Below are 23,953 nucleotides of genomic sequence, written 5' to 3' on the forward strand. Positions count from 1 at the left end.
ATAAGGTCTTATTTGGCCGCAAAGACCTCAAAAAGACCCCGCAATCGCCCCACGAAGGCCCGTCGGCATCGCCATATTGAACGCAGACGACAACAGGATCGTCCGGCCCGCACTCTGCCCGGTGCGTGACCAGTTCAATATGGAGCACATGCTATGAAGACCCTTTTGATCGCCACGGCTGCCGTGGCTACCCTTGCTATCGGTTCGGCTGCCAGCGCCCAGGATGTGGGCCATGTCTATGGTTCGCTCGGCTACCAGCAGACCGACAATGACAAGACCGACTCCAAGCTGGGCAGCGTCAATGCCCGCGTCGGTACCAAGATCACCCCGCATTTCGGCGTTGAAGGCGAAGCCGCTTTCGGCACCAATGACGACAATGGCGTCGGCGGCAATTACAAGCTGACCAACAAGGCCGCTGTCTATGGCGTCGGCTATCTGCCGGTATCGCCCAGCTTCGACCTGATCGGCCGCGTCGGCGTCTCCGACACGGATCTGAAGGCCCCGGCCGTTGCCGGCAAGATGGAACAGGGCACCGCGCTCGATTACGGCATCGGCGGCCAGTATCACATCAATCCGAGCTATGCGGTCCGCGCCGACTATACCCGTTCGGATTTTACCGGTGACAAGGGTAATGCCGACACGGCTACCCTCAGCCTCGTGAAGAAGTTCTAATTCCCCCTCCGGAACCTCTTCACTTCAAAAGTGCGTCGGGCCTTGTCCGGCGCACTTTTTTTTAATCGCGCAATACCTAAACTGGCGCATTGAGCGCCCGCGCCACGTTTGGCGCGTAGCCAAGGCCACGGATGTGGCTGCCGGCGATTGAGGCTAACTAAAGCCGGGCAAGCGCCTGAAGGCGCTGGGCCGGCGCGTTTTCCTTTTTGGGCTTTCCACTTGCGGCCTTTGGGTATAAAGGGCGCAATCTGATATTTTGAGCGATGTGAGTCCCGGTGCGGATTCCGTCCGCATCCAGAGGGGCCGTATGGCAAAAGAAGAACTGTTGGAATTTCCGGGCACGGTCGTTGAACTGCTGCCGAACGCCACTTTCCGCGTCAAGCTGGAAGAAAGCGGCCACGAAATCATCGCCCACACCGCGGGCAAGATGCGCAAGAACCGCATCCGTGTGCTGGCTGGCGACCGTATCCTGGTCGAAATGACGCCCTATGACCTGACCAAGGGTCGTATCACCTACCGCTTCAAGTAAGTTAAGCGCCTGATGGCTGAGCGCGCGAACCTGATTTTGGCCAGCGCCAGTCCGCGCCGCCGCGATCTCCTGGCTCAGATCGGGCTTGTGCCTGATCATACCGCAGCGGCCGATCTTGACGAATCCCCTTTGAAAGATGAAACCCCGGCGCAACTGGCGCTGCGTCTGGCCGTGTCCAAGGCGCAGGCTGTGGCGGCGGTAACACCCGGCTTTGTTCTGGCCGCCGATACAGTGGTCTGCCTTGGTCGCCGGGTACTCGACAAGCCCAATGCCGAAGCCGATGTGGCGGCCTGCCTCAAATTGCTCTCCGGGCGCGGCCATCGCGTCTACACCGGCGTGGCCGTGGTCAGCCCGGCCGGTAAACTGTCGTCGCGCCTGGTCGAGACCCGCCTGACCTTCAAGCGCCTGACTGACAGTGATATTACCGCCTATCTGGCTTGCGGCGAAGGCATCGGCAAGGCTGGCGGCTACGCTATCCAGGGCCTCGCCGGCAGTTATGTGACCCAACTCGTCGGCAGCTATACCGGCGTCATGGGATTGCCGCTCTACGAAACAAAATGCCTGCTCGATGGCGCGGGTTACAGGCCGTGATCACCCTCCATTATGAAAGCCGGTTCGGACTGGCGCGTGGTGCCGTCTATATCGATGGTAAGCCGCATCTTTACGCCGAGGGCTATGAGCATGATCAATCATTGATTATGGTTAATGTCTGCTCAGTGGCCCGCCTGAAAAACAAGACCGGTGGCCTGGCCTTCCTCTTGCTGGCCGATGGCAGCGAAGCGGTGCTTGACGTGCCGCAGGAGGTCTTTGCCAAACTGGTGGAAGGCGCGGCGCTGGAAATTGAGATCATCGCCGAGGCGCGTCAGGAGAAACGGGCGCGCGCCCGGTTGATCGGTGCCGCGCAAGGCGAGCCGCGCCGGATAACGCCGGTTCAATCCCTGAAGGATCGTCTGCTGGCCAAGGCTGCCGCTTTTGGCGATGTCATTGAATCAATCGTTGATTTTGATGCGTTGGATGCTGCCGAAGACGGCGCGCTCAACCCGTCGGGGCCACTGTCGCAAGGCGGCTATCTCAGCATAGAACGCACGCGTGCCCTGATCGCCTGCGATGTCGATTCTGCCGGTGGCGAGGGTGTGCTGACGCCCAAATCCTTCGCTAAAGCGTGCAATGAGCGCGCCGTCTCCGATATCGGCCGGCGGCTGCGGCTGTCCGGACTGGCCGGACTGGTGGTCATGGACCTGATCGGCAAGCGCCATGATGCGGATCGCCTGCGCCAACTGTTGCTGGCTGGCTTCGGCCCGGAGGCGGAGCAGCTTATTGTCGGTCCGGTCGGCAAGTTCGGCACGCTGGAATTCGTCCGCCCGTGGGGCGCCACGCCACTGATGGATACGGCTCGCACGTCTGTCCGGGCGGCGCACCTGTTGCTGCGCGAAGCCGTCAAGCGCGCCGAAAGCGAACCGGGGCGCTTGCTGACCTTGCGCGCGCCGCCGGGTACATTAGATATTATCCGTCCGCTGCTGGCGGCGTCGCATGATCCGCTGTCAGCGATCATCCGCCTGGAAGCGGCCACCAGACCTGAGGTTATCGTCACATGATCCGCAAATGTACCCGCTGCCAGAAGCCCTATGGTGAGGCGTTGGAAGGCGTGGCCAATGCCGCGAAAAGCTTCGCCCCGTTCTGTTCCAAACGCTGCGCCGATGTCGACCTGGTCCACTGGCTGAAGGGGGATTATGTCATCGATGGTGGCGGCAGCCTGTCTGTCAGCGAGGAAGACAGCGATGCCGGACTGACTTCGGCGACCTCATCACAGGATGATGTGGAAGACTGACAGTTTTTCGGAAATCCTTGTCTTTTTCGTCTGGACAAGGGGGTGTAGCTCCCCTATAGACCTGCCTCCGCCCGAGGCGTCGTGACTATTCCGATGCTGGCTTTGAGGGCCTGGATAGCTCAGTTGGTAGAGCAGCGGATTGAAAATCCGCGTGTCGCTGGTTCGATTCCGGCTCCAGGCACCATCATACCTTCCGCAGACGTCCGGAAATTTGAAAAATCCCTTATAATATGGTAATTTAGGGCCATCGAGGTCCGTTATCGTCCGCCAAAATCCGCCTGCATCCGGGCGAATTTTGGGTCTCATTCGGGTCTCCTCACCAGACCCCAAAATCGAGACCCCAAACATGTCACTTTCCGACGCGAAACTCAGGTCCGCCAAGGGCCAGACGAAGGACTACAAGCTCTACGATAACGAAGGCCTCTTCGTCATCGTCAAGCCATCGGGGTCTGTTCTGTGGCGATTTCGGTATCGGTTTCAGGGCAAGGAGGGAAACCTGGCTCTGGGGACCTATCCCGCGACAAGTCTGAAGGAGGCCAGGGAGCGCCGCAATGAGGCGAGGACGCAGTTGGAGCAGGGGATTGACCCTGGCGCTGAGAAGAAGCGCCATGCGATCGCTGCAGCTATGCACGCCGCTAATACCTTCAAGCTTGTGGCGGAGGAATATATCGAGAAGGCCAAGGCCGACGGCATGGCGCCGGCAACCGAAGTCAAAACCTACTGGCTTCTGAAGCAACTCGAACCCAAGCTGGGAAATCGCCCGATTGCTGATATTGAGCCGTTTGAGGTCCTAAGTGTATTGAGGGCCGTTGAGCGGCGCGGCAATATCGAGACGGCCCATCGGCTGCGGTCCTTCGCCAGCCGGGTATTCAAGTATGCCATCTGGACCACCCGCGCGCAGTCCGACCCTACGGCGGTGCTCGGTGGGGCCCTTCGAGTGGTAAAGGTGACCAACCACGCCGCGATTGTCGATCCAGGCCGCCTGGGAGGCCTTCTGAGGGCGATTGACGCGTTCGAAGGGTTCAAGCCCTTGGCAGCAGCCTTGCAACTCTCTCCGCACGTCTTCGTGCGCCCTGCGGAACTGCGGCTGGCGGAATGGTCCGAGTTCGACCTGGAAGAGGCCTGTTGGCGCATCCCAACGCCGAAGACGAAAATGCGTAGGGAGCATTGGGTGCCATTGTCGAGGCAGAGTGTGAATCTGCTTCGGGATCTCCGTCCAATTACCGGCGACCACCAATACCTCTTCCCGAATATTCGGTCATGGCAGCGGCCCATGTCCGAGAACGCCGTCAATGTGTCCCTCCGGCGCCTGGGTTTCACTGGCGATGAAATGACGGGACATGGATTTCGGAGCACGGCCAGTACGCTCCTCAATGAATCCGGCCTCTGGCAGCCCGATGCAATCGAGGTCGCGCTCGCTCACCGAGTCGATAAGAGCAAAACCCGCTCGGCTTATAACCGCGGCCAGTACTGGGAGGAGCGGGTGCGCATGGCGCAGTGGTGGTCCGACTATCTCGATCAGATCAAGGGCGGGAACGTCAAACCACTGAAGGTGCGAGCCTGACACTTACCGCGTGACTTAACACACCAAAGTTGAAATCTCTAGCACTGGGTGCTATATATGGAAAAGCCTGTTGTTGACGGCGCGAGAGTATTCAAAACAGCCTGGTTTTCCAGAGCTGCGAGAAAGGCTCTTATTAAGGATACTGAGTTATGCGCCGGCATTGCCGACGTTATGGCAGGCCTTGGTGACAATCTTGGGGGTGGCGTTTTCAAAAAACGCCTCAATAAGAATAGGCACCGAAGCATCATTCTGGCGCGCGGCGGGAACTATTGGGTTTACGCTTTCCTTTTTGCGAAGAAAGATAGAGCCAATATTGACGACGAAGAGTTGGACGCCTTCAGGAAGTTGGCAGGCATCTACGCCGGCAAGAGTACGGCAGAAATCGACCTTGAAGTGGCCGGTGGGGAGTTGATGGAGATTTGCAATGACTGCGCCTCGGAAATTTAAAAGCGACGCGTTTGAAGCGATTCATAGTGCTGTTTCTGGGATGGAACGCGTCGGGACGATCGACAAAACCACCATGCGCCAATTCGATGAAGCATGCCTTGCGAAGCCAGCAAGTTTCGCGCCGGCTGAAGACTGCGTGTCTTTCAGGCTATCAGTTCTGACGCAGAAGGACGAAGAGGAACGAAGAGGTTATCTGGAAATTGATGGTTTCCACGAGAGAGCTACCTCGGACACTAAGCGTCAAATTACCTGGTGGGTTTTCTGGTTCGAAATTGGGGCGGCTGCAAAGAGGCGAGCCTATTATCGCGAATGTGATCGATACAATCAGTTACAACCTGTTTTTAAAATGTCACCACAATTATTGAGTTCGATTAGGCGACGGGACAGCAATGGCAAGTCGCGTCATCTGTTAAACGAATGGCTCAAAGATATTGACGTTCATCCTCAGGCCTAAAATTTTTTTCTGGATGAAGAGGCTGTTCGACGTTGCCCCATTCCATGATCCGCTAGGTTTGAGAAAATCGAAATCTTAATGACCGCTTTCGGGCGTGGTAGTTGTGCGCACTGCCAACGACCGCAACGGGCGCATTGCAGAATAACTTGGTCAGAATTCGAGTATGCAAACCCTACGAACACAAACTATGTGACAGGATGTGGTAAGACCGTACACAACCGTTATATGAGATTGGCTGATCATCGCTGATTCTACTCGCACGGGCGGCACCGGGCCGCGCTTTGCGAGTAGACGACATGACGCCCACCAAATTCCTAATCGGACAGATTGCTCTCGTCATCGGATTGATCGTCCTGGGAATGTGGTCCGCGACGCAATGGGCCGCAGTTCAGCTCGGGTTTCAGGCGCAACTGGGTGCGCCCTGGTTTACGATGGGCGCTTGGCCAATCTACCGGCCCTGGCAGCTCTTCCCCTGGTGGTTCTCGTACGAGGCCTATGCACCCGAGGTATTTCATCGGTGCGGCTGGCTTGCGACGACTTCGGGCCTGGTCGGATGTGGCACAGCATTTATTGGCTCTCTGTTACGCGCGAGGCAGGCCAAGTTCGTGACGACCTATGGCTCGGCGCGATGGGCTCGCCTGCCGGAAATCAAGACGGCTGGATTGCTTGGTGATACCGGGGTCTTTCTCGGCAAGTTGCGGGATCAGTATCTTCGCCATGATGGACCCGAACATGTCATGGCATTTGCACCCACTCGGTCGGGCAAGGGCGTAGGGCTGGTCATTCCGACCCTTCTGTCATGGACCGGCTCCGTCATTATCCATGACATCAAGGGGGAAAACTGGGAGTTGACGGCCGGCTGGCGTTCGCGCTTTTCACACTGCGTCCTGTTCAATCCGACTGATGTCAGGTGCGCACGCTTCAACCCTCTGCTTGAAGTCCGCAAAGGCCCTTACGAAGTCCGAGACGTCCAAAACATCGCGGACATTCTCGTCGATCCGGATGGCGCGCTCGAACATCGCAATCACTGGGAAAAGACCAGCCACAGCCTGCTTGTCGGCGCGATCCTGCACGTTCTCTACGCGGAGGAGGAAAAAAGTCTGGCTCGCGTCGCCACCCTGCTGTCCGATCCACAACGGTCCATCGTCGACACACTCCACCGGATGTTGTCTACCAACCACCTGGGGACTGAAGCCGTGCCGGTGGTCCACCCCGTCGTCGCCATGTCTGCACGGGAGCTACTCAACAAGGCGCCGAACGAGCGCTCCGGCGTGCTGTCCACCGCCATGTCGTTTCTGAGCCTGTATAGCGATCCAGTCGTCTCTGCGACGACCGCCACCTGCGACTGGCGCATCGCTGACTTGGTCAATACCGAGCACCCGGTCTCGCTCTACCTCGTCATTCCGCCCTCGGATATTTCCCGCACAAAACCACTTGTACGCTTGATCCTAAACCAGATCGGTCGTCGGTTGACCGAACGTCTGGAAGGGGAGGCAGGTAAGAGCAGCCGTCATCAGCTCCTCATGATGCTCGACGAGTTTCCGGCACTCGGGCGGCTGGACTTCTTCGAGACGGCACTGGCTTTCATGGCGGGATACGGCATCCGAGCCTACCTCATCGCCCAAAGCCTCAACCAAATCGCCAAAGCCTACGGCGAAAACAATTCGATTCTCGACAACTGCCATGTGCGGATTGCCTTCTCTTCGAACGATGAGCGGACGGCAAAGCGGATTTCTGACGCCTTGGGCACCGCCACTGAGCAACGCGCGCAGCGCAACTATGCCGGCCACCGGCTGGCGCCCTGGCTCTCCCATGTGATGGTGTCCCGCCAGGAAACGGCGCGGCCACTTCTGACGCCAGGCGAGGTCATGCAATTGCCGGCGGCTGATGAACTGGTTCTCGTTTCCGGCCTGCCGCCAATCCGCGCGAAAAAACTGCGCTACTTCCAGGACCGCAACTTCATCAATCGTCGCCTGCCGCCCCCGGCCTTGCTGGACACAGGGTTCGCCGACTGCCCGCCGGCCCGCGACAACGATTGGGAAGGCCATATCCGCGGCGCGGACCAGCGCTTGGCCTCCGCCTTGGCATCGGACGACGACAAGACTTCGGAAGGTTTGGGGCATGTGCGTCATCCCTCGCTGCCGAGTGAGGCAAGGGCGTCAATGCCGTCGAGGGAGGCGACCGCCCCCACGCCGGAGGACGACAACGAGGCCGCGACAGACAAGCGGGCCATGGACCGCCTGCGCGGTGTCAGCGCCGCCAATCGGGCCAACCTCCTGCGTGTCGAAGCGGCCGGCCATGCAAGGCCTGGTCAGACGCCTGACCTTTTTGCGGATCTGTGAGGGACATATGGCCAATCAAAAGACTCGCTACCAACTGTTCCTTGACCCACCCTTGAGCACACGTCTCGAAGCCCTGGCGGCCAAGCCAGGGATGAGCAAGTCCGCTGTTCTCCAAGATGCTGTCCGGTCATGGCTCAATCGTCGAGGAACCAACGAACTCGATGATCATTTCGGTCAACGGCTGAACCGGCTGTCGGCACAACTGAACCGGATCGAAAGGGATCAGGCCATTCAATTAGAAAGCCTGGCCTTGTTCGTCCGGCTGACACTTCTGCGAGACGCTCACCTGCCCGAACCGGACGCAGCCACGCGGGCAATTGCCCGCGAACGCTACGAGACATTCGTGACGCAGGTCGGGCGCCATCTGTCCTCAGGCGTGGCCACCCTCAATCCACAGATCAGCGGGGGGGAGCGGACATGAGCCAACACCCACTGTCGTGTCAGCGCTTACGGACAATGCTCAAGACAGCCATGGGCGACCAGCTACTGGCGGCGTTAAATAGATCCGACGTGCTGGAACTCATGGTCAATCCGGATGGTGCCGTGCGTCTGGATATTGCTGGCGAAGGGCGCCAAGATACGGGAAGCTCCCTCGTCCCGGCCGATGCCGAACGGGTCATTCGCCTGGTCGCCAGCCACGTACGAGTTGAGGTCAACTCTGACAGTCCGATCGTCAGTGCGGAATTGCCACGTGACCCGGACGGCACCGGCGGCGAACGGTTCGAAGGCCTGCTGCCGCCAGTCGTCTCCGCGCCCTGCTTCTCAATCCGAAAGCCGGCTGGAAAGCTGTTCACGCTCGCGGACTACATATCTGCCGGCGTGATGTCTGACGCCCAGGCCGCCATCCTGCGCCGAGCGGTCGTGGATCGGAACAATATATTGGTCGTGGGCGGAACCAGTTCCGGCAAGACCACCCTGATGAACGCCCTTTTAGCAGAAGTCGCCGAGCTGTCAGAGCGCGTCATCCTCATCGAGGACACTCGAGAACTGCGCTGTGCGGCCGAAGACGTGGTCAGTCTGCGCACCCGGCCTGGATATGTCACCATGACAGATCTCGTGCGTTCAACCCTGAGATTGCGACCCGACCGGATAATTGTGGGCGAAGTAAGAGGGGGAGAGGCACTCGACCTCCTGAAAGCCTGGAACACCGGTCACCCCGGTGGTCTGGCAACCCTACATGCCAGTTCGGCCCGCGGCGGGCTCTATCGTCTGGAGCAATTGATCCAGGAAGCGGTGCCCCAGATTCCCCGTGCTCTGATCGCCGATGCCATGGACCTCATTGTCTTTATGGCCGGCGCGAATCCCTTGACCGGCGTTCGTCGCCACCTGGCAGACATCGCACGGGTCGAAGGGCTCACGAACGAAGGCGACTATCTGCTGTCTTCATCTGCGGCCGGCATGTCCATCACCACCTGTCCTTCCACCCACAACAAAGGAGACTGATCATGATTTCATTGCCGGCTATCCAAATGCGTTCGCGGCTGACCCGCCTGCTGCCGCTTATCATTCCCACGCTGAGCCTCGGCTTGGCCACGGCCGCCTTGGCTACGGGTACGGGTATGCCATGGGAGGCCCCCTTGCAATCCATTCTGGACAGCATCCAGGGGCCTGTCGCCAAAATTGTCGCGGTCATCGTCATCATCGTGACCGGACTAACCCTGGCCTTCGGGGAGACCAGCGGCGGTTTCCGCAAACTCATTCAGATCGTCTTCGGCCTATCGATCGCCTTCGCCGCATCGAGCTTCTTTCTTACCTTCTTCAGCTTCGGCGGGGGGGCGTTGCTCGGATGAGCGGACCCGTCGAGGGGTTTGAAGTCCCCCTGTACCGATCACTGACCCAGCCCATTCTGTTAGGTGGCGCGCCCCGAACCCTGGCAATTGCCAACGGAACCGTGGCCGCAGCCTTAGGACTCGGTCTGCAGATGTGGCTGCCCGGCCTGTGCCTTTGGCTGGTCGGGCACACCCTGGCCGTTTGTGCCGCCCGCTACGACCCCGATTTCGTTCCCATCCTGCTTCGTCACCTCAGGCAAAAGGCCTTCTACACATGCTAAACCTGCGACAGTACAAAAACACAGCGGATAGGCTGGCCGATCATCTCCCCTGGGCGCTACTCGTTGCGCCTGGCGTCGTCCTGAATAAGGACGGCAGTTTCCAACGAACCCTGAGATATCAGGGCCCCGATTTGGAGAGCTCGACACTCGCTGAACTGGTCAGCATCTCGGCACGCGTGAACAATGTGTTGCGCCGCTTCGGTTCAGGCTGGGGGCTCTTTTTCGAGGCACGCCGGTCGCCCGCACTGGAATATCCTGCGACAGGCGATGCCACTGGCGTGGCCGCTCTGGTGGACGAAGAGCGGCGCGCCTTATTCGATGGTCAAGCGTCCGGCCACTTTGAAACCCGGTACTTCCTGACACTGGTCTACATGCCCGCGCCGGATGTTGTCGCAAGCGCCGGCCGCGCGTTTATGGAGGCACCCGAGGACCTGGGCCAGAGAAGTGAGCGGGATTGGAATCGGGAACTCGAAACCTTCGTCACAAGAACTAATTCTGCGATCGATCTGCTGTCGACCTTTATGCCATTCGTGGAAGCGCTAGATGACGAAGAGAGCCTGACCTATCTGCACGGCGCCATTTCAGAAAACCCCCATCGAGTGCGCGTACCTGAAATGCCTGTCTATTTGGACGCTTGTCTGGTGGACACGCCGTTGTTTGGGGGGATGGCCCCACGCTTGGGAGAGCGCCACCTACGAACCTTGACCGTCCTGGGGATGCCAGGCGTTACCCGCCCGGGGCTTTTAGATGCGCTCAATCACCTCGATATCGGCTATCGTTGGGTGACGCGTTTCATCTGTCTCGACAAGGAACTGGCGACGAAGACGCTCACCCGAGCGCGTCGACAATGGTTCAACAAGCGCAAATCCGTGACGGCGTTGCTTCGGGAAGTCATGTATTCCCAACCGACCCAACTCACCGATACGGACGCGGACAATAAGGTCGCGGACGCCGATCTGGCACTACAGACACTGGGCGGTGACGAAGTCGGCTTCGGTTACCTGACGATGACGGTAACCTTGTTGGCGCCCGACGCACAGGCGGCAGATGAGCAAATCCGCCGCGTTGAACAGGTGATCAACGGCCTGGGCTTTACGACGGTGCGGGAAACCCTGAATGCCGTGGAAGCCTGGCTCAGCAGCCTGCCGGGCCATCTCTATGCCAATGTTCGGCAACCCTTGGTCCACACACTAAATCTGGCCCATCTCATGCCGCTATCCGCGGTTTGGGCCGGGGAGCCGAGAAACACGCATTTGGACGGCCCCCCTCTGCTATATGCCCTGAGTTCAGGGGCGACGCCTTTCCGCCTGTCGACCCACGTGGGCGACGTCGGCCATATGATGATCCTGGGGCCGACCGGCGCGGGGAAGTCAGTCCTGCTGAGCTTCATCGCATTGTCCTTCATGAGATATTCAAACGCCCAGGTCTTCTTGTTTGACAAGGGCGGCTCGGCGCGGGCAATGACCTTGGCAGTGAAAGGTCGCCATCACACCGTCGGGCGGACGGCCGACCTCAGCTTCCAGCCTCTGCGACACATCGATGATCCGGCTGAACGAACCTGGTCCTCGGAATGGCTTCAGCTCTTATTGGAGGGCGAAGGGGTCGCTGTGACACCAGAAATAAAGGTCGAGCTTTGGAGCGCCCTGAATAGCCTGGCCACCGCGCCGGAGCGCCAACGGACTTTGACGGGGCTGACGGCGCTCCTGTCCTCGAAGCCATTGAAGACGGCATTTCAGCCTTTCACCCTGGAAGGGCCCTTCGGCCAATGTCTCGATGCCGATGAAGACGCTCTGGATCTGGCGGACATTCATTGTTTCGAGACCGAAGAGCTTATGGGCGAACGAAATCTCATCGCCCCGGTCCTGACCTATATCTTCCATCGGCTGGAAGCCCGCTTTGACGGTCGGCCGACCTTGCTGATCCTCGACGAAGCCTGGGTCTTCCTGGACAACCCGATGTTCGCCGCCCGCATTCGGGAGTGGCTGAAGGTCCTTCGGAAGAAGAACGTTAGCGTCCTGTTCGCAACGCAATCCCTCAGCGACGTAATCGATAGCCCCATTGCACCGGCGGTGATCGAATCTTGCCCACAACGGATATTCCTTCCCAATGAACGCGCACGCGAGCCGCAGTCGGAAGCCGCCTACCTTCGTATTGGGCTGAACCACCGTCAGATAGAACTGATCGCTCAAGCCCTTCCGAAGCGCGAATATTACCTCCAGTCGCGGCGGGGCAACCGCCTGTTCGACCTTAACCTCGGAACTCTGGCGTTGGCCGTGTGCGCGGCGTCGACGCCCGAAGATCAACAGTTGATTGACCGACTTCTTGAGAAGGGGAGCGAGGAGGATTTCGCCGCTGCCTTCTTGAAGAGCCGAGACCTGAATTGGGCGGCCGACCTGCTGAAGGCGCCTCCCTGATCCAGACGCAGCCCCAAGCGCTTTAGTCCTCTGCCGGCCTGCCTCGTCAGGTCTCGCTACCCCTTTGTCAAAAATCAGGAGCCCTGAATGCCCGTTATCAACCGCCGCCTGACCTTAGGCCAGCTTACATCCGCGATCATAGGGTTGGGCGTGCAGCCCGCCGCAGCGCAACTCGCCGTCTTCGACCCCACCAACTACGCCCAGAATATCCTTCAGGCCACGCGCGCGCTGGAGCAGGTCAACAATCAGATCCTTCAACTCCAACATGAAGCTCAGATGCTCCAGAACATGGCGACCAATTTGAAGCATCTCGACATCACCACGATCCTGAAACTCAACAAGGACCTCGACGCCATCAACCAACTCATGGCGCAGGCCAAGGGCATCGCGTTCAACCTGTCTCAAACCCAGGCAGGGTTGAAGGCTCAATATCCGTCCGGATACACGTCTTCGACCACGGTTCTGCAACTAACCAGCGAGGCGCAGACCCGTTGGCAAAGTGCGATGGACGCATTCCAGCAAACCCTGCTGGTTCAGTCACAAATATCCGAGTCTGTGCAGAATGATGCCGGCACGCTCAACGAGTTGCTGAGTGCTTCCGACGGAGCGGAAGGCTCCTTCAGGCTCAGCAGGCGGCCAATCAACTTCAGGCGCTTGCCACCAAACAGCAAATGCAGATCGCTACACTCATGGCCGCGCAATACCGCGCCGAAGCGCTCGATGCGGCGCGCCGCGCGCAAGGGGAGGCTGCGGCCAAAGCGACCACTGCCAAGTTCCTCGGCAGCGGCACAGCCTACACGCCGCAATAACTTGAACCGGGAGGGTGCTGATGTCCGACCTCAATGTTATCGACCAGTTTCTGGCTACCTTTACGGCCTATATCGATAGCGGTTTCGGCCTGCTCAAAGGTGATCTCGCCCATCTCACAAGTCTGCTTATCGCCCTGGATGTCACCATCGGGGCGCTCTTCTGGAGTTTGGACGACGAAAACAACATCCTTGGTCGACTGGTCAAGAAGGTACTCTACATCGGCACCTTCGCCTACATTCTGAACAACTTCCAGACACTGGCCTCTCTGGTGTTTCAGTCGTTTGCCCAATTGGGTCTGGCCGCGAGCGGCAACACGCTGACGGCCGGAGATATGCTGAAACCGGGGCGCTTGGCCGAGGTCGGTTTCGAGGCGGCACATCCGCTACTGACACAGATATCCGATTTGGTGGGGCTGGACACGCTCCTGCCGAACCTGCTGACCATCCTGATTCTGCTGATCGCCTGGCTACTCGTCATCCTCGCCTTCTTCATCCTGGCGATTCAGTTGTTCATTACGGTGCTGGAATTCAAACTGACAAGTTTGGCGGGCTTCGTTCTTGTCCCCTTCGCCTTTTGGAATAAGACCACCTTTCTGGCCGAACGGGTACTCGGCAATGTCATTACCAGCGGCATCAAGGTCATGGTGCTGGCTGTCATCGTAGGCATCGGCTCCAGCTTTTTCGATCAATTCATCACGGCGCTTGGCGGCGCCGAGCCCGATCTCGCGCAAACCCTCTCGCTTGTCCTGGCTTCACTCACGCTTCTGGGGCTGGGAATCTTCGGGCCAGGTATCGCGTCCGGTCTGGTCGCCGGCGCACCACAACTCGGCGCCGGCGCGGCGATCGGCACAGCCGGCGCTGCGGTTGCCAGTGGCGTCCTGGCCGGCGGGGCGGTCGCAGCCATGACACGCATGGTGGGTGGTGGTGCGCTCGGAACCATAAAGACGGCGGCTTCCCTTGCACAGGGCGGGAAAGGGGGAGGGGCATCGACAAATCCCCCATCGTCGCCCCCGCCCGCATCGGGGGGAGCCAAAAGCGGCGCCGAAGGAAAGACGCCACCCGCCTGGGCCGCGAAAATGCAAACCGAGCAGCGCCTGCGCGGACATCTGCATGCGGCGCAGACCGCCATTGCGGCGGGCGACCAACCCGTTGCCTCCGCCACCCCTGATCTTTCGCAAAAGGAGTAGTTGATGTTCTTCAAACGTCCAATTCAGCGCTATGCGGAAACGCCAGAGCCCGTCACGCCTTACCAAAAGGCCGCGCAGGTCTGGGATAGCCGCATAGGGGCGGCGACGGTCCAGGCCGCGAACTGGCGGGCCATGGCATTCGGCGTAAGCGCCATCGCCCTAACCTTGTCGGGCGGGCTCATATGGCTAAGCACCCAAAGCAGAGTCACACCCTACGTGGTGGAAGTGGATGGCCAAGGCGCCGTGCGAGCCGTTCAGCCCGCGTCGACCGTCTATAATCCAACCGACGCTCAGATCGAGTGGTTCCTCGGCAAGTTCATCTCAAATGTGAGGTCCCTACCGATAGATCCGGTCGTCGCCCGCAAGAACTGGCTGGAGGCCTATGATTTCACAGCCGAAAAGGCCGCCGCCTTCCTAAGCGCGCAGGCTCAGGCGAACGATCCATTTGCCGGGCTGGGTGAGCGCAGTGTCACCGTCACAATCACCAGCATCGTTCGAGCGTCGCCCACCGCTTTCCAGGTGAAATGGCAGGAACAGGCTTTCACCAAGGGCATACCCACCGGGACGAGCCATTGGACAGCGATCCTGTCGGTCAACCAGACCTTGCCCAAGCGGGAGGACGTCCTTCGCAAGAACCCGCTCGGTCTCTACGTCACCGAGATGGCCTGGTCACAGGATTATGGCCAACCCACCGCTTCCACCAACCCATAGCCAAAGGAGCAACCATGACAGTCTCAAAGATTTTGTTGATCGCGCTGGCCGGTATCCCGTTGGCCATGGGGAGTGGCACGAGTGCCAAAACGCCCCACAAAACCGTGCATCGGCCGGTCAGTTCCAACCCTGCGACGCCGGCCGCCAGCGTAATCGCCGCCAACGCGGCGGCGACGCGAGAACCTGAACCAGGCAGCTATCTCAATGCGGTGCAGGTGTACACGTTCGTCGATGGCAGCATTTACAGGCTGTTCACGGCGCCAGACAAGGTAAGCGATATCGTCTTGCAGCCGCAGGAACAACTGATTGCGATTTCGGCAGGAGATACGGCCCGCTGGGTCATTGGGGACACGGTGAGTGGAACCAATGCCAGCAGACAGGTTCATATACTGGTCAAACCATTTTCAGCGGGTCTGAAAACAAACCTGATTGTTACGACGAACCGGCGCACCTACCACCTCGATTTGCAGAGCACGACGCGTACAGCGATGGCGGCAATGTCCTGGCGTTATCCGCAAGATGACGTCTTGACCAAGTCCGTCGAAGCGGTGAAACCCGACACAGCTTCCATTCCGTCGGTCGCTTTTCGGCCGGAGTTGCTTCAATTCAATTATACCATAACGGGGGCGAAGCCGTCATGGCGGCCGGTCCGAGCCTTTGACGACGGACAAAAGGTCTATATCGAATTTCCAGCAACAATAGGCCAAGGCGAACTGCCACCGCTTTATCTCGTGGGGGCAGGAGGCAAGGCGGAACTGACCAATTACCGTCTGTCCGGTCGCTACTACATTGTCGATCAGATATTTGCCGCGGCCGAGCTACGTCTCGGGGCGAAGCGCCAAGCTGTTGTGCGGATCACGCGGGCAGGTGTTGGCCATGACTAAAACAGTCCCATCGCCTGAAGCCAGCAAGGAAGACCCGGAAACTCTGGTTCTGAGAGCGAATCCGAAGCCAGTCCTCAGGTTCAAGCGTCCTGTTCTGGTTGGGACGGCCGCTGTCGCCAGTGCTGGAATCCTGGCAATCACCTGGCTGGGGCTGGCGCCACCAACGCCGAAGGCCGCTCGGAATGTGACGAGTTACGATCCAGATGCGATGGCCGGCCGAGCTAAGCCCAAACCGGAAGCCCTCAACTCCCTCCCTAAATCCTATGACCAGGTCAAAAGCACAGTGCCTCTTCTCGGCCCGCCCTTGCCGGGAGATTTAGGTGGACCGATGCTCGCAAAGCAACGCAGGCTGTCATCGCAGGATCAACCACTGACGTCAGGACGCACCGGAGGGAGTGCGCCATCGCAAGTGACCTCCGGTGTCTTTTTCCAGGTCTCGCCACAGCCACGCGGTGACCTTGCAACTGGACAGGTGTCAGGCACGGAATCCATTATGGATGTTGAGGAGGGCAGCGTCCTATCAAGTGCCCATTACGGGAATCAGACCAAGCCATCAGCCGTTGATCGTCAGGCAAGCGGAGGGATTTACAACACTCATTCAGTGCAAGTGCCGGCCTCACCTTATCAGGTAATGGCCGGCACAGTGATTGCCGCCAGTCTCGTCACCGGGCTGAATTCTGACTTGCCGGGTCTGGTAATCGCGCAGTTGACGGCGCCGGTCTATGACACCGTGTCCGGGCGGGTCCTGCTATTACCCCAAGGCACACGAATTCTCGGCGAATACCGAAGTGACATTGGATTCGGACAGTCCCGCGTCCTGTTGGTCTGGAAGCGCTTCGTCATGCCGGATGGCTCATCCCTCGAAATAGACAATTTCCCGGCGGCCGACGTGCAAGGTTACGCGGGCCTTCAAGACCGTGTCGACTATCACACATGGAGCCTTCTCAAAGGCGTGGGATTATCGACCCTCCTGGGACTGACAAGCTATAGCGGTGACGACGACAGTGATCTGGTCGAGGCCTTCCGAGACGGCATGCGTCAAACGGCAAATCAGGCGGGACAACGTCTCGTACAGAAGGCTATCGATATCAAGCCTAGTCTCACTGTCCGCCCCGGCTGGCCTGTGCGGGTGATCGTTCAGAAGGATTTGATCTTAAAGCCCTATAAAACAGGAGAAGCACCATGGCCGAATTGAAGCTGGCACGTTTGCCAGACCGAACTCCAGTAAAGCTGACGATTACGATCGGCGCTGAATTGAACCAATTGCTGAAGGAATATGCCGATCTCTATGAGGTGACCTACGGGACCTCGGAACCCGTGGTCGACCTAATCCCATTCATGCTGGAGGCCTTCGTTCAAAGTGACAAGGGGTTTGTAAAAACAGGTCGACGGTAAACCTGGTCGCAAGTGTAACTGTAGAAGAGGAGGGTATCAAATTGAGTTTATTGGATAATATCAAAGGCAGCTCACTTGAGTTGCCCGTGGTGCGGCAAGTGTCACGCATCGTTCGATTGCCGGAGGTCAAAGCTATGACGGGACTTAGCCGCACCACCCTTTACGACCGCATGAAAGACGGGCTTTTCCCACACTCGGTGAGCCTGGGCGGGAGAGCAGTAGGCTGGTTGGAGGACGATATCACTCGGTGGATCGCTGCGCGCGTGGCAGAAGGACGCCGGGAATGTGGATACTAGCGTGGCTAGGTAAGTTTAGCCCAGTTCAGGGTCTTCATCCGCCAAGGTTTTAGTGAGTTCGAGAATGCGTCGCCGCAACTTTACGCCATTGACCTTGGGAAACAGTTCCGCAAGTTCGATACCTTCCCGGGTGGACAGGAATGTGGATATGCTCCGCTCAGAAGCCGACTCGACGAAACTATCGGGCGCCGCATCGTCACCATATTCAGCAAAGAAATAGCCAATGGGCTTCTGAAGGGTCGTTGCGATTGCGTGGAGTTTCGATGCGCTGATACGGTTCGAACCGCGTTCGTATTTTTGGACCTGTTGGAAGGTGAGGCCCAAGTGTACCGCCAAAGTTTCCTGGCTCATACCGAGTTCTTTACGCCGTTTCCTGACACGCAACCCGACATGAGTATCGATTCCGTGCGGTGATCCATCGTTCGACGTCAAGATGCGCCTCTCATAAAATTGAATTAGTAATTTAGCCCGAAATATAGGACAATGCAACCGATGATTGTCTGGCGAGCCTGTCGCGATTCGAATTTGGTCTGGTTCAGAGCCATGCTTAGCGGTATGCATATCTCTTGTTAACCGTAACGAGAGATTGACGATGTCGCAAGGGCCGGGGCTTGACGATTTACTGCCAGATCTGACGGAAGAGGAATTCCTGCTTCGGCATGAAGAGTTCCTGCATCTGGTTCAGGTCGCGGACAGGGGAGACGCCTTGCCACTTAGCGGTGGCGCGATCTGCGCCTGGTGGGGATTATTGGTGGGAGTCACGAACCTATATCAGGCCGCGGCCTTCGCCGGCTTAGTGCCCGGTCCGATCATGATAGGCTTGATACAGATGTTTTTGGGTTGGGGAGGAACATACGCCTTGATCGTCTTGCAGAAGAAGAAAAGCATCCTCCTGGGATGGCGCAGCCAGGCCATCTCTTCGATCTGGATTTTTTCATGCATCTGCATTTTCATATTTTTCTTCGGCAGTCTCATTTCCAACTTCTATGACGCCGCGATAACGAATATTTTCCTGACAATCGTGTTTTCCCTCAATTTCGCTACTATGGCGACCTCCCGATCTGCGGGGTGGTTGCGCATTCCGTCTTTAGGATGGATAATGGTCGGGTTTGTTACCTTTTTCTGCAAGGGAAATGATGTACTGCTGAGCCTGGTGTTCGGCTTGGCAAGCTTCGCCTTCATGCTGGTGCCCGGTGCACTGCTTTGGCGGCAGGAGAAAAGAGTTTTGGCATGAGTTTTTTCAGGGCGGATGGCATTGATGATGACATCCATTCAAAACACAGACTGACGATCATGTTTTACCTGTCCACGGTTGCCAAGGTGGATTTCGTAAAACTGAAGGACGAGGTGGGCATTCCGGCCGGGAACCTGTCCCAGAATCTGAAGAGACTTGCCGAGGCGGGCTACGTCAAAATCGAAAAGGCTATCGTCGCGGACAAGCCGAACACAACCATCTCGATGACGTCGGTTGGCCATGAGGCATTCGAAATCTATCGCGCGAATATGCGCCGCATTCTGGATGGCCTGCCATCAAAAAGGTCTTAGGACGTCGTCAGCCCTTTCCATATAAATAGTCACGCAAATCTAAAAATACCATTTAAAATCAATTAGTTCAAAAAAAGAACCAGTTCTCATTGCGAACTTGAATCATTCGTGTCATGCTCCCTTGCCGACTTAAGACGGCACAAAGGAGCGACACATGCTTAAGCACTTCGAAATCTACGACGACGACCAGGCAGCCAGCGTCAATTCGACCTACGGCAATGCCTGCTGTTGCTGTTGCGTTCTCTAAAGGGCGGGGGCGGACCGTGCGAGAAGCACGGTCCTTTCGGAGGGTGAGGGGATGGCGGACGATAAGCTACGAATAGACCCGGCTGTCGATGTGGTCGAGGGGGCGGACAAGATACGTTTCATTACGCCGCGTGGCGGCTTCGCGTTGCGTGATCCCAATGGCCTCGCGCAGGCCATCACCAACAAATGCCGCAAAGGTGATGCCGCGGATGACATTATCTCCGCGTGCACGGAAGACGCCGAAAGGGCGGCTACGAAGGAATTACTTGGCTTCCTTCAGACGCGAAACATTCTGGGACCGGAAACGGCGCAAGATCAGTCCGGTGATATAACGAAGGCCTGGCTGAGGCACTATGCGACCTCCCGGGATACGCCAATTCCCGCCGTTGAGGTCCGTGGCGCCGGGCGACTGGCGCAGTCGCTTAAAGACAAGCTTACGGTGGCTGGCATGCCGCAGGCCATCAACCGGACGCCAACCTGCGTCGTGGCTGCATTCGATACGCCGCAATTAAACACGTTGCGGCAAATCAATCTCGACGCCCTCAATAATCAAGTTGCCTTTCTTCCCGTTTGGCTGGAACGGTCGACCGTCAGGTGGGGGCCTATGACACTGCCCGGCGCTACCGGGTGCCTGGAATGCCTCCTACACCGCCGCCACAACAATGAGCGCAGGGCCGATCCTGTCGAAGCCATGGACCTTCCGGAGCTCAGCGTCAGTCCCCTGTTGTGCGAATTTGCCGCAATGCTCGCGGTGGGGGAGGTCCAACGTTGGGCGCTGGATGCCTACGTCGAAACAGATCTTGGCGTGGCCTGGCATTTTGACTGGTTGACCATGCAGATGTCAGGTAGCCGCGTCCTGCGCCTGCCGCGTTGCCCCGCCTGTGGACTGAGCCGCGCCCTATGAACGTGACACATCTTCAGCCAGGTCTACGGTTTTCGCCTGCTTTGCATGCTGTCATTGAACGCGTGCTGGACCCTGTCCATGGACTTTTCACTGAGTTTACCGAAGAGCGCATATCGAGACAAACAGGCGAGATACGTATCGTTCGGGCGCGGCTGGCGTCACCCGCATATTTCCGGGAGAATGCGCCATCACCTATCCGGACGGCGAACGACGGCTGCGGTGCGGCCTTCGATTTTGAACGGGCCTATTGGTCTGCCATCGGCGAAGGAGTCGAACGCTATGCCGGATCGCTTTACTGGGCTGAGCGTTTGGTCGTCGGATGTAAAGACGATCTGGACGATCCGATCGACCTCGAGCCATTGATCAGAAGTGGCCGGCCGGAAATTCAGCGCTACTGCCCGGATGCCATATATCGTTGGGTGGGGGGGCATGATCTGGCGAGCCGGCGTCCGGTTTACGTGCCGGCCAGCCTGGTCTTTCTGGGATATCGCCCATCGGGAGCGCACGAGATTCTGGCCCAGAATGACTCAACCGGGCTGGCCTGTGGGCAGGACTTCGATGACGCTTGCCTGCGCGCCTTATGCGAGCTCATTGAACGCGATGCGTTCGCCGCTGGTTGGATGCTTGACCGCCGGCCGCCGGAACTTCGCCTAAGCCCCGACGATATGGCATTCCTCAGTAAGCCCGTGCGCAATGCGTTGCTGAATCCCCACGTTCCCGTTAGGCTTTTCTACCTGGCGAACAGTTTCGGCGTTCATGTTGTAACGGCTGTTATGCGAGGCGCTCGCACCCAAATATCCGTCGGTGCCGCCGCCGGCCTGTCACTTGTTCAATCAGTGGAGAAGGCCGTTGCCGAGGTCCTGCAGGGTTGGCAGGCTCTGGGAAGCCTGCCTGAGACTGGGGCGTGTTTGCAGGTTGAAGATCTTAAAACGCCGTTCGATCACCTTCGTTTCTATCTGCATCCTGACCGGATCGCGATCGTTGATGGATATTTCTCAGGCGCGGAAGAGATTGACTTTAAAAACGTCGTGACAAGTCCACCTCAATCCCCCTTAGAGTATCTAGTTGAAAGGCTGTCGGCTGCCGGTTATCGCGCCGTGGCAATTGATTTGACGACCGACGACACTGCCGAGCTCGGCTTTAAGGTGGCGCGGGTGGTTGTTCCCGGCCTTCAGCCGCTGATTTTCGGTCCCGCCGCGTCTCTGGTCGTTGATGATCGCCGGCTCAAGATCTGGCAGGGAATCTGGGGTAACGAAGCCAATGACCGGCCAGTCTACAATCCATGGCCACACCCGTTCCCATGACCAAAGGCAATCTTGACCTGAATGCGGACGATCGGGACCTGATGGAAATCTGGCATGAGCAGACCCGCAACTACCGGGGCGCCATGGGCCGACGCGCACGGATCATCGATCAATATATGACTGATCCGGCGGCTATCCGTCGCGCCACAGCCGGCTGGCCCCTGATGGCTGGCGATAAGGTACTTCAGTTGCCGGCGCCTCAGGGTGTGTCCGCGGAATTGGCGGAGGTTTGCAGGGCGCGCCGTTCAACGCCGCGGGGCGAAATCGGAGGGACCATATCCCTGGCCGCATTGAGTAATGTGCTTGGAATGGCCGTCGCGAGCACCCGACACAGGCCCTCATCCCTGGTGCCGGAAGCCATCGTCAGTTTTAGACCATATCCCTCTGCCGGTGCGCTCTTTCCTTGTGAAATCTTCATTATAGCTGGCGCGATCAATGGCTTGCCGCCGCAACCCCTTCGATATGATGCCAGAAATCACACCCTGATCGACTTCGGCTGTCCGAGGGGACGTTTCCAATCCATGGAGACGGTGCCGGACCTTCAGACACCACCCTGTGCGGTCGTCATCGCTGGAGTGCTTGATCGGACGACGGCGAAATATGGCCCTAGAGGTTACCGTTTCGCTTGCCTGGAAGCGGGCCATCTTGGTCAGAACATCCTTTTGGCTGCGGCGGCCGCAGGGCTGTCATGCCTAACCTATGGTTCCTATTACGATTACGAAATCGAGAAGTGGCTCGACCTCGACGGCCTGAACGAGGTCGTACTGTCAGTAATATTGCTCGGGGGCGCCGAAGAACAGTCGGCGCAAGTCTTTAACACGCAGGGGAGTACGTAAATGCCGGCATTAAATTCTGGAGCGTCAGCGGAAGATCGTCGATTGGAACGGGCCAATGGGCGCCGAAAGGTAATCATCGAGTTGCTGGAATATGCGCGTGGCCTGGCTGCCGACGAAGATGAGCTGGCAATGGCCGGCCATATAAACGAGGCGATCGTCGCCTGCTGCCGGCATCAACTCGCACTTAAGATAGAAGCGTCAGGTTCGAAGGCGAACTGAAACACCTCTGGAGTTTAATCAACCAACAGGTAGGATGTTGCTTCATTATAGGTGCGCCTAAGGGGAAGCTGGCAATGGAAGGTGCAACGGGACAGATTCTTGACGCGTTCATTCTGGGTGACATCAATGCGGTAGACACCAAGCGCCGTCTTTTGTCACTATTTAGCACGACAGTTTCGAGTCAACACATGAAAATGATCTGCCGATATCTGGACGAAATCCTGGCGGACCTGGAGGCCGGACAGGTGTCGCCGCCTTTGGCCGCCGAGGGAGTTGAAGAGGCGGCCGCGGCTTCGCATGTACCCTCCGTAAGCCGATAGAGTGGGCCGCCTCGTTTCCCAACCTTAACCTATCACCCAAAGTCGCGGGTGAGGACAGTAGTCGCCATGGACTGAGACATTGTGCGGCCCCTATCGACTTAGGTGACCTTGCCGCCCTGCAGGTGCAATCCGTCTTCGGGTGATAAGAGTGGTGCGGACACCATTTGCCCGTTGGCGGATGCCTCGCTAGTGAATTAGGATAAATTGGCCACTGAACGCGGCAACAGGTATCGTCACCGTCACCTGAGGTACGCGGCGATGTGGCCCAAAAAAATGGTGCGAATTAGCGCCTGGCAAATGAGACGGTTCTGGTGATCTACGGAAATTTTTTATGCACATTTCTGTGGATATCTTTGCACTGCGCCGTGTCGCGCTGTATGTTGATACCATATAAAAAACGGCAAATCCTTACCGCATAAGGAATCGAACCCGTGCCGAAAACTCCGAAAGGGCCTCATTTAGGGTCTCAGGAAACACGAAAGTCTTCGTACATTTAAGTATATCAATGCATTGCTGACTCTGTGTGGTGACGGCTCCAGGCACCATCTCCTGAAGACACCTATACGGCTTGGAAAATCATTATGAAGTAAGGTTTTCTGGCATTCTTAGTCCAGAGATGTCCTGAATATCCGTAAATCGAAAGATCCAGTGGTATCTTATGCCGGTGAATCCGGTGCCCATAATGTCACTTCAGATGCGTTTATCAGAGCTGCGCAACCTAATCCTGCAAAGAATTACAAAAATCGCCGACGCAGGTGGCTTGTTTCTATTTATAAGCAAGGCAGGCGGCAAGTTTTGGCCTATGACGCGCCTTAAATAAGTGAGTCTGTTAAGGCGCGGGATTTATAAAATCTGCCCTAGGGCGTAAACCCATAAACGGGATTCCCATTTAGAACTGATCGTGATTCAAGGCTTCCGGTGAACAGGGAGCCTTTTTCATGACGCGTCGCCGCTACGAGTTGACCGATACAGAATGGGATGTCATCGCGCCTTTGTT

At 57.9% G+C, this 23,953-nt stretch carries 29 protein-coding genes and 1 tRNA gene; 28 read left to right on the forward strand and 2 right to left on the reverse strand.

The window, feature by feature from the left end; translation table 11 throughout:
* The first annotated feature begins 153 nt into the window (after nucleotides 1-153).
* The 22 genes from ACTHND_RS03480 (at nucleotide 154) to ACTHND_RS03585 (ending at nucleotide 17,582) form a co-directional block, all read left to right on the forward strand.
* Entirely contained in the window at nucleotides 154-672 is a 519-nt protein-coding gene (locus ACTHND_RS03480) for a porin family protein (protein WP_440175909.1), read from the forward strand.
* A 307-nt stretch (nucleotides 673-979) separates the two neighbouring features.
* Nucleotides 980-1,201, forward strand: a complete 222-nt coding sequence (gene infA / locus ACTHND_RS03485) for a translation initiation factor IF-1 (protein ID WP_023450735.1) — start codon at nucleotides 980-982, stop codon at nucleotides 1,199-1,201.
* Nucleotides 1,202-1,213: 12 nt separating this feature from the next.
* Nucleotides 1,214-1,792 (forward strand): Maf family protein, encoded by a 579-nt coding sequence (locus ACTHND_RS03490; protein ID WP_440175910.1) that lies wholly within the window; start codon nucleotides 1,214-1,216, stop codon nucleotides 1,790-1,792.
* Nucleotides 1,789-2,796 (forward strand): ribonuclease E/G, encoded by a 1,008-nt coding sequence (locus tag ACTHND_RS03495; RefSeq protein ID WP_440175912.1) that lies wholly within the window; start codon nucleotides 1,789-1,791, stop codon nucleotides 2,794-2,796. Before ACTHND_RS03490 ends, ACTHND_RS03495 begins: the two co-directional genes overlap by 4 nt.
* Nucleotides 2,793-3,029, forward strand: coding sequence for a DNA gyrase inhibitor YacG (locus ACTHND_RS03500; RefSeq protein WP_440175913.1), 237 nt, complete (start codon nucleotides 2,793-2,795; stop codon nucleotides 3,027-3,029). Before ACTHND_RS03495 ends, ACTHND_RS03500 begins: the two co-directional genes overlap by 4 nt.
* Before the next feature lie 108 nt (nucleotides 3,030-3,137).
* Nucleotides 3,138-3,213, forward strand: a tRNA-Phe gene (locus ACTHND_RS03505).
* A gap of 162 nt (nucleotides 3,214-3,375) precedes the next feature.
* The gene (locus ACTHND_RS03510) at nucleotides 3,376-4,593 is read left to right on the forward strand and encodes a tyrosine-type recombinase/integrase (RefSeq protein WP_440175914.1); all 1,218 of its coding nucleotides are present in this window, start codon (nucleotides 3,376-3,378) and stop codon (nucleotides 4,591-4,593) included.
* 57 nt (nucleotides 4,594-4,650) lie between these two features.
* The gene (locus tag ACTHND_RS03515) at nucleotides 4,651-5,040 is read left to right on the forward strand and encodes a type II toxin-antitoxin system RelE/ParE family toxin (protein WP_440175915.1); all 390 of its coding nucleotides are present in this window, start codon (nucleotides 4,651-4,653) and stop codon (nucleotides 5,038-5,040) included.
* Nucleotides 5,018-5,494, forward strand: coding sequence for a hypothetical protein (locus ACTHND_RS03520; RefSeq protein ID WP_440175916.1), 477 nt, complete (start codon nucleotides 5,018-5,020; stop codon nucleotides 5,492-5,494). Before ACTHND_RS03515 ends, ACTHND_RS03520 begins: the two co-directional genes overlap by 23 nt.
* A 296-nt stretch (nucleotides 5,495-5,790) precedes the next feature.
* The gene (locus tag ACTHND_RS03525; RefSeq protein ID WP_440175917.1) at nucleotides 5,791-7,836 is read left to right on the forward strand and encodes a conjugal transfer protein TraG; all 2,046 of its coding nucleotides are present in this window, start codon (nucleotides 5,791-5,793) and stop codon (nucleotides 7,834-7,836) included.
* Between the two features lie 7 nt (nucleotides 7,837-7,843).
* The gene (locus tag ACTHND_RS03530; protein ID WP_440175919.1) at nucleotides 7,844-8,257 is read left to right on the forward strand and encodes a CopG family transcriptional regulator; all 414 of its coding nucleotides are present in this window, start codon (nucleotides 7,844-7,846) and stop codon (nucleotides 8,255-8,257) included.
* Nucleotides 8,258-8,292: 35 nt separating this feature from the next.
* Nucleotides 8,293-9,279 (forward strand): P-type conjugative transfer ATPase TrbB, encoded by a 987-nt coding sequence (trbB, locus tag ACTHND_RS03535; RefSeq protein WP_440175920.1) that lies wholly within the window; start codon nucleotides 8,293-8,295, stop codon nucleotides 9,277-9,279.
* A gap of 26 nt (nucleotides 9,280-9,305) precedes the next feature.
* Nucleotides 9,306-9,626 carry a TrbC/VirB2 family protein gene (locus ACTHND_RS03540; protein WP_440175939.1) on the forward strand — a complete coding sequence of 107 codons (321 nt, stop codon included), beginning with the start codon at nucleotides 9,306-9,308 and terminating at the stop codon, nucleotides 9,624-9,626.
* Nucleotides 9,623-9,886 (forward strand): VirB3 family type IV secretion system protein, encoded by a 264-nt coding sequence (locus ACTHND_RS03545; protein ID WP_440175921.1) that lies wholly within the window; start codon nucleotides 9,623-9,625, stop codon nucleotides 9,884-9,886. The genes ACTHND_RS03540 and ACTHND_RS03545 overlap by 4 nt, the downstream gene beginning before the upstream one ends.
* On the forward strand, nucleotides 9,880-12,300 hold the full coding sequence (gene trbE / locus ACTHND_RS03550) for a conjugal transfer protein TrbE (protein WP_440175922.1): 2,421 nt from the start codon (nucleotides 9,880-9,882) through the stop codon (nucleotides 12,298-12,300). Before ACTHND_RS03545 ends, trbE begins: the two co-directional genes overlap by 7 nt.
* A gap of 87 nt (nucleotides 12,301-12,387) precedes the next feature.
* Nucleotides 12,388-13,188, forward strand: a complete 801-nt coding sequence (gene trbJ / locus ACTHND_RS03555) for a P-type conjugative transfer protein TrbJ (RefSeq protein ID WP_440175924.1) — start codon at nucleotides 12,388-12,390, stop codon at nucleotides 13,186-13,188.
* Nucleotides 13,130-14,296: a P-type conjugative transfer protein TrbL gene (gene trbL, locus ACTHND_RS03560; protein ID WP_440175926.1), complete on the forward strand. Its 1,167-nt coding sequence runs from the start codon at nucleotides 13,130-13,132 to the stop codon at nucleotides 14,294-14,296. The genes trbJ and trbL overlap by 59 nt, the downstream gene beginning before the upstream one ends.
* 3 nt (nucleotides 14,297-14,299) lie before the next feature.
* Entirely contained in the window at nucleotides 14,300-15,007 is a 708-nt protein-coding gene (gene trbF / locus ACTHND_RS03565; protein ID WP_440175927.1) for a conjugal transfer protein TrbF, read from the forward strand.
* Between the two features lie 14 nt (nucleotides 15,008-15,021).
* A complete protein-coding gene (gene trbG / locus ACTHND_RS03570; RefSeq protein ID WP_440175928.1) occupies nucleotides 15,022-15,891 on the forward strand; it encodes a P-type conjugative transfer protein TrbG in 870 nt (289 codons plus the stop codon).
* Complete coding sequence (locus ACTHND_RS03575; protein WP_440175929.1) at nucleotides 15,884-17,086, forward strand: TrbI/VirB10 family protein; 1,203 nt, start codon at nucleotides 15,884-15,886, stop codon at nucleotides 17,084-17,086. Before trbG ends, ACTHND_RS03575 begins: the two co-directional genes overlap by 8 nt.
* Nucleotides 17,074-17,286 carry a DUF2274 domain-containing protein gene (locus ACTHND_RS03580; RefSeq protein WP_440175930.1) on the forward strand — a complete coding sequence of 71 codons (213 nt, stop codon included), beginning with the start codon at nucleotides 17,074-17,076 and terminating at the stop codon, nucleotides 17,284-17,286. Before ACTHND_RS03575 ends, ACTHND_RS03580 begins: the two co-directional genes overlap by 13 nt.
* A 98-nt stretch (nucleotides 17,287-17,384) precedes the next feature.
* Entirely contained in the window at nucleotides 17,385-17,582 is a 198-nt protein-coding gene (locus ACTHND_RS03585) for a helix-turn-helix transcriptional regulator (RefSeq protein WP_440175940.1), read from the forward strand.
* A 15-nt stretch (nucleotides 17,583-17,597) separates the two neighbouring features.
* Here the strand turns inward: ACTHND_RS03585 and ACTHND_RS03590 are convergent, their stop codons facing one another.
* Nucleotides 17,598-18,071 carry a helix-turn-helix domain-containing protein gene (locus ACTHND_RS03590; protein ID WP_440175941.1) on the reverse strand — a complete coding sequence of 158 codons (474 nt, stop codon included), beginning with the start codon at nucleotides 18,069-18,071 and terminating at the stop codon, nucleotides 17,598-17,600.
* 103 nt (nucleotides 18,072-18,174) lie between these two features.
* Between ACTHND_RS03590 and ACTHND_RS03595 the strand changes: the two genes are divergently transcribed.
* From ACTHND_RS03595 to ACTHND_RS03615, 5 genes are all read left to right on the forward strand, one after another.
* A complete protein-coding gene (locus tag ACTHND_RS03595; protein ID WP_440175931.1) occupies nucleotides 18,175-18,816 on the forward strand; it encodes a hypothetical protein in 642 nt (213 codons plus the stop codon).
* Nucleotides 18,813-19,127 (forward strand): transcriptional regulator, encoded by a 315-nt coding sequence (locus ACTHND_RS03600; RefSeq protein WP_440175932.1) that lies wholly within the window; start codon nucleotides 18,813-18,815, stop codon nucleotides 19,125-19,127. The genes ACTHND_RS03595 and ACTHND_RS03600 overlap by 4 nt, the downstream gene beginning before the upstream one ends.
* A gap of 298 nt (nucleotides 19,128-19,425) precedes the next feature.
* Nucleotides 19,426-20,277, forward strand: a complete 852-nt coding sequence (locus ACTHND_RS03605) for a TOMM precursor leader peptide-binding protein (RefSeq protein ID WP_440175933.1) — start codon at nucleotides 19,426-19,428, stop codon at nucleotides 20,275-20,277.
* Entirely contained in the window at nucleotides 20,274-21,581 is a 1,308-nt protein-coding gene (locus ACTHND_RS03610; protein ID WP_440175934.1) for a YcaO-like family protein, read from the forward strand. The genes ACTHND_RS03605 and ACTHND_RS03610 overlap by 4 nt, the downstream gene beginning before the upstream one ends.
* Nucleotides 21,578-22,417, forward strand: a complete 840-nt coding sequence (locus ACTHND_RS03615) for a SagB/ThcOx family dehydrogenase (RefSeq protein ID WP_440175935.1) — start codon at nucleotides 21,578-21,580, stop codon at nucleotides 22,415-22,417. The genes ACTHND_RS03610 and ACTHND_RS03615 overlap by 4 nt, the downstream gene beginning before the upstream one ends.
* A 24-nt stretch (nucleotides 22,418-22,441) precedes the next feature.
* Here ACTHND_RS03615 and ACTHND_RS03620 read toward each other — a convergent pair whose 3' ends face one another.
* Entirely contained in the window at nucleotides 22,442-22,591 is a 150-nt protein-coding gene (locus tag ACTHND_RS03620) for a hypothetical protein (protein ID WP_440175936.1), read from the reverse strand.
* Nucleotides 22,592-22,710: 119 nt separating this feature from the next.
* Between ACTHND_RS03620 and ACTHND_RS03625 the strand changes: the two genes are divergently transcribed.
* Nucleotides 22,711-22,956, forward strand: a complete 246-nt coding sequence (locus ACTHND_RS03625) for a hypothetical protein (RefSeq protein ID WP_440175937.1) — start codon at nucleotides 22,711-22,713, stop codon at nucleotides 22,954-22,956.
* The last annotated feature ends 997 nt before the right edge of the window (nucleotides 22,957-23,953 follow it).

Origin of the sequence: Asticcacaulis sp., assembly GCF_051954415.1 — a bacterium.
GTDB lineage: Bacteria > Pseudomonadota > Alphaproteobacteria > Caulobacterales > Caulobacteraceae > Asticcacaulis.